The sequence below is a fragment of the Pseudomonas sp. K5002 genome, from assembly GCF_013386655.1.
Classification (GTDB): Bacteria; Pseudomonadota; Gammaproteobacteria; order Pseudomonadales; family Pseudomonadaceae; genus Aquipseudomonas.
In genome coordinates this window covers 1-4996 of the sequence record NZ_JACARK010000640.1, presented here as the reverse complement: position 1 = coordinate 4996, position 4996 = coordinate 1, and the positions used below count along the sequence as shown (strand labels likewise).

Here is a 4996-nt window from a genome sequence, read left to right as displayed (position 1 = left end):
AGCGCGCCACCAGTTGGCGTCGCGGTGTGCTGATCTTCGACCGCTTGCCGCTGGCCAAGGTCATCGAGCAGCTCAACCGCTACCGGCCGGGCAAGGTGGTGCTGACCAATGCCGACCTCGGCACCCGTGAAGTCAGCGGCGTGTTCCGCCTCGATATGCTCGACACGGCCCTCGGCACCCTGACCGAAGAATTACAGGTGCAGCGCTTTGATCTGGCGGGGCTGAGCCTGATCTATTGATGGGGTCGCCGGGCCCCGTTTACGCCCTTTGAAAAAACTTTCAAAAAAACCTTACTGAGTTCCGACGCCTGACACGTCCTGTTAAGTGAGAAGTATTCGCATAAACAAGAATGGTCAGCGAAGGGATAACGTCGATGTCTGCAATCACCAAGGGGCGCAACACCGGTAGCCGGTTGGCCCTTGCCATCCACCTGGGGCTGTTAGCCTCCGCCTGCCAGGTGCAGGCCGCCGAGGCGCCAGTCGGTGAATCACAGCCTGTCACGTTGACGTTTGATATTGCGGCGCAACCCTTGGGCCTTGCCGTACTGACGTTCGCCGACCAGGCCGGGTTGCAAGTGTTGTTCGACAGCGCGCGCCTGCAAGGCCTCACCAGCACCGCGCTCAAGGGCCGTTACAGCGCCCAGGAAGGCCTCGGCCGATTGGTGGGCAGTGCACCGGTGGAATACCGCTTTACCGGGGACCGGCAGGTGACGCTGACTCGCGTCGGCGCCGACCATGACGGTGCGCTGACCGTGGGCACCACCACCATCACCGGCAACACCAACGGCAAGCCAAGCGACTGGGTGTACGACACACCGCGCTCGGTGGCCGTGATCAGTCGCGAGCAGATCGACAAACGCCCACCACGCCACGCCGCCGACATGCTCGAAGAAACCGCCGGCGTGTACACCGCCGTCAACCAGCGTGACCCGGGCCTGTCGGTGAACATCCGCGGCGTGCAGGACTACGGCCGGGTCAACATGAACATCGACGGCATGCGCCAGAACTTCAACGTCAACGGCCACCAGCAGCGCAACGGCACGATGTTGATCGACCCGGAATTCATCTCCAGCATCGAAATCGACAAGGGCAGCCAGTCCGGGCAAGGCGGTGCTGCCGTGTTGGGCGGGATCGCATCCTTCAAGACCCTGGAGGCCAGTGAGTTCCTGGCCGATGGCAAGGACTATGGCGGGCGTCTGCGTGCCGGTAGCGGGATTGGTGAACTGGGTAACGGCACCTATTTCAACGGCAGCGGTGTGTTTGCCTTTGGCGACGAGCGCGGCGACGTGCTGCTGGGGTACAGCGAACGGCATTTTGGCGACTACCGCGCCGGTACTCACAACGACCAGAAACTGGGTACTCATTTGCGCGCTCGTGACTCCCAGCCTGCGGCCTTCGACGATTGGCTGAACAGTGAGGTCGGTGACACCGGCAGCGTGACCCGCTCGCAAATCGTCAAGTTCGGCCTGAACCTGCCCAATGACCAACGGGTGCAACTGAGCTACCTGGAAAGTGACAGCGACAGCAATGACGCGTGGGCCTACACCGCCCCGGATAACCAGAGCGTGTACTACCAACGCGTCAGCAAGAACAACCTCAATGCCAGGAACGTCGGACTGGATTATCGCTACACGCCGGATAACCCGCTGATCGATTTCAAGGCCAAGGTCTACTACGTCACCACACAGATGGACCGGGACAATGCGCCCAACACCGCGTCGCTGACCTCCGGCAACTATGTGGCGGGCTACACGGATCATTTTCAGACCGATACCTGGGGTGTACAGGGCGACAACACATCGCGGTTCGACTTCGATGCGTTGGGTCATGTGAGTTGGAACTACGGCGTGGAGGTGTATCAAGACAAGTTCAAGCCCAGTACCAACAAGGTCGAGGCCACTAACCTTTCCGGCCTGTTGCCTTACGTTGAAGGCGGGACGCCCGGTGGCAAACGCACCATCGCCAGCCTGTTCAACAACCTGCAGTACGAATATGGCGACTGGCTGACGCTGGATGCGGGCTTGCGGTACGACCGCTATCGGCTGGAAGGGGTCACCGGGATGACGCTCTACCGGCGCGATCGGTTCTACAGCAGCACGGTAGGTGCCAAGCGTGTCGAGGAAGTGTTCGACATTGATAGAGAAGAGGGTCAGTTCTCTCCCACGTTCGGTATCGGCATAAAGCCGGGGCTGGACTGGATGCAACTCTACGCCCGCTGGGGCAAGGGCTGGCGCCCGCCGGCGGTGACGGAAACCTTCATGACCGGGCGTCCTCACGGTGGCAGCTCATCAGAGCGGGTGTTTCCCAACCCGTTCCTGAAACCCGAAGAGTCGCGGGACTGGGAAATGGGCGTGAACGTATTCAAAGAGGGACTGCTGTTCGGTGACGACCGCCTGGGCATGAAGGTGGCTTACTTCGATACCCGGATCGAGAACTTCTCTTTCCTCAATCACAGCGTCAGTTTGCCGGAGACCTCCGTCGGCGGTTTTCTCGGCACGATGGCGTACGTCAATAACACCAACCCCACGCGCTTTCGGGGGGTGGAGTACCAGCTCAACTACGACATGGGGCGGGCGTACGCCAACCTTAGTTACACCCACATGATCGGCAGTAATGAGTTCTGCTCGAAGAACTATTACATGGGCGGGGCGAAGAAGAACGGGCCGTCCACCACACGCTATGAACGCTACACCCGGCCAAACGGCACGACCGGCCTGCGCCCGGTGACCACGTATGAGGTGCTGGACGACGATGTCGCCAACAACAAGGAAAGCTGTGGCCGGATCATGGGCAACGCCACCTATATGCCGGCTGATCGCGGCTCGCTGACCCTGGGCGCGCGCTTCCTGGAAAAGCGACTCGATATGGGCGTCCGCGTGCGCTACAGCTCAGGCAATGGCGAGAACCTCGACTCACAAGGTTATGACTTCATCGACCAGGCGCTATGGCCCCAGTACACCCTCTATGACCTGTACGCCAGCTACTGGATGACCGACCAATTGAACATCGCCCTGGCGCTGGAAAACGCCACCGATGAGGCCTACTTCGTTGCGATGGGGGACGCCAATAACCTGAGCCTGGCGCGCGGGCGAACGTTGAGCGGGATGCTCGAATACAAGTTCTGATCAAGGTGCCACGGCACTTTATCAACCAACGGTTTTGCCCAAGGGTGGGCAAAAAGTGCGCTGTATGAGCGTGCTGATCAATCGTGTTGTTTATAACGAGGTTAAGTGATGACTATTTCTGTTAGTTACGAAGCTGCGCTCGGTGCTTACTCCGTCTCGGACTACCTGACCGACTGGGCACTGGGGTTCAACACTGCGGGTCACGGCAGCAGCAACACCGGCGGCTTCAGCAACGGCTCCCTGAGCGGCGACCAGTATTCGACCCACGGCGCCAACAATTCCGACTACGCGTTCATTGCCGACAGCAACACCAGCAACGGCCTGCACTACGTATTCAACCCGGCGCTGCCAGCCAGCCACAACGAAAACCACTACCTGTGGGGCAACCTGGATAACGTTCAACTGGGCACCGGCCTGGGCGGCGGCAATGGCAGCGACTTCACCCTCGATGCGTTCAAAGTGGCTTTCAACGGCCTTGACTTGAGCGCGGCACAAGGTGCAGGCCGCGTCGGCAACGACGTTCAGAACGTGATCTACAGCCTGATGCAAGGCAACACCTCGGCACTGGAAACCGTGCTCAACAACCTGCTGGACGACTTCGGCCTGTCCACCGCCAACACCTTCGACGAGATCTCGGCCGGCCTGGCAGCACACGCTACGGCAACCACCACCGACGTCGCCCTGGTAGGCGTGCAGGACGTTGCACAGGACTGGGCACTCGCTGCCTGATGTGGCTGCGCAATGAAAAAAGCGAATGGAAGATCGCTCTCCCATTCGCTGCGTAAACCCCGTCGTCGCCGTGAGTTTCGAAGGCCAGGGCGACGGCGGTGGCAAATTCTGCGCAGCGGCGCGCAGCGTGTCAAACGCGGGCGGCGCTTCCCGATTTCCCCCATGAGACTCCCTCGATGCGCCATGCCGGCAACGAAACCCTGGCCGCTCTCACGGCCTATAAAAGTGGCTTCCTCAACATTGGCCTGTTTTCGGCAGTGATCAACCTGTTGATGCTGGCCCCGGCGCTGTACATGTTGCAGGTCTACGACCGGGTGCTGGCCTCCGGCAACTCGATGACCCTGTTGATGCTGACGCTGATGATCCTTGGCTTGTTCGGCTTGATGGGCGCGCTGGAGTGGGTGCGCAGCCAGGTGGTGATCCGCCTTGGCACACAGATGGACATGCGCCTGAACCAGCGGGTTTACGACGCCGCGTTCGAGGCGCAACTCAAGGGCGGTACCCAGGCGGCCGGGCAGGCGTTGAGCGACCTGACGACCTTGCGCCAGTTCGCCACCGGCCAGGCGCTGTTCGCATTTTTTGATGCGCCGTGGTTTCCGGTGTACTTGCTGGTGATCTTCCTGTTCCACCCCTGGCTCGGCGTCCTGGCGCTGGCCGGTGCGCTGATGCTGATGGCGCTGGCGTGGGCCAACCAGCACATCTGCCAGGCACCGTTGACTCAGGCCAATCAGCTGTCGATCAGCGCCAGCCAGCAGGCCACGGCCAACCTGCGCAATGCCGAAGCCATCGAAGCCATGGGCATGCTGGCAACCCTGCGTGCGCGCTGGTTTGCCCAGCACCAGGCGTTTCTGGCGGCGCAGAACCTGGCCAGTGAAAAGACCGCTGCCATCAGTGCCTGGTCCAAGGGCGTACGCCTGGCGTTGCAGTCATTGGTCCTCGGTCTGGGCGCATTGCTGGCGGTGCAGGGGGCTATTACGCCGGGCATGATGATCGCCGGCTCGATCCTGATGGGGCGGGTACTGAGCCCTATCGACCAGCTGATCGGCGTGTGGAAACAGTGGAGTTCGGCGCGCCTGGCCTATGAGCGATTGACCCTGATGCTGGCGGCCAACCCGGCGCGCACCGAGCGCATGAGCTTGCCGG

3 protein-coding genes and 1 pseudogene are annotated in these 4996 nt (G+C 61.1%); all 4 read left to right on the top strand.

From position 1 onward, the window contains the following. Window positions 1-239: pseudogene (locus tag HX846_RS25265) on the top strand (siderophore-interacting protein); the annotation flags it as partial. A gap of 134 nt (window positions 240-373) precedes the next feature. After that, window positions 374-3124 (top strand): TonB-dependent receptor, encoded by a 2751-nt coding sequence (locus tag HX846_RS25260; RefSeq protein WP_102369949.1) that lies wholly within the window; start codon window positions 374-376, stop codon window positions 3122-3124. 108 nt (window positions 3125-3232) lie between these two features. Beyond that, window positions 3233-3853 (top strand): heme acquisition protein HasA, encoded by a 621-nt coding sequence (locus tag HX846_RS25255; RefSeq protein WP_003215551.1) that lies wholly within the window; start codon window positions 3233-3235, stop codon window positions 3851-3853. A gap of 176 nt (window positions 3854-4029) precedes the next feature. Next, window positions 4030-4996, top strand: a 967-nt coding sequence (locus tag HX846_RS25250) for an ABC transporter transmembrane domain-containing protein (protein WP_256739916.1), incomplete at its 3' end; no start/stop codon positions are given.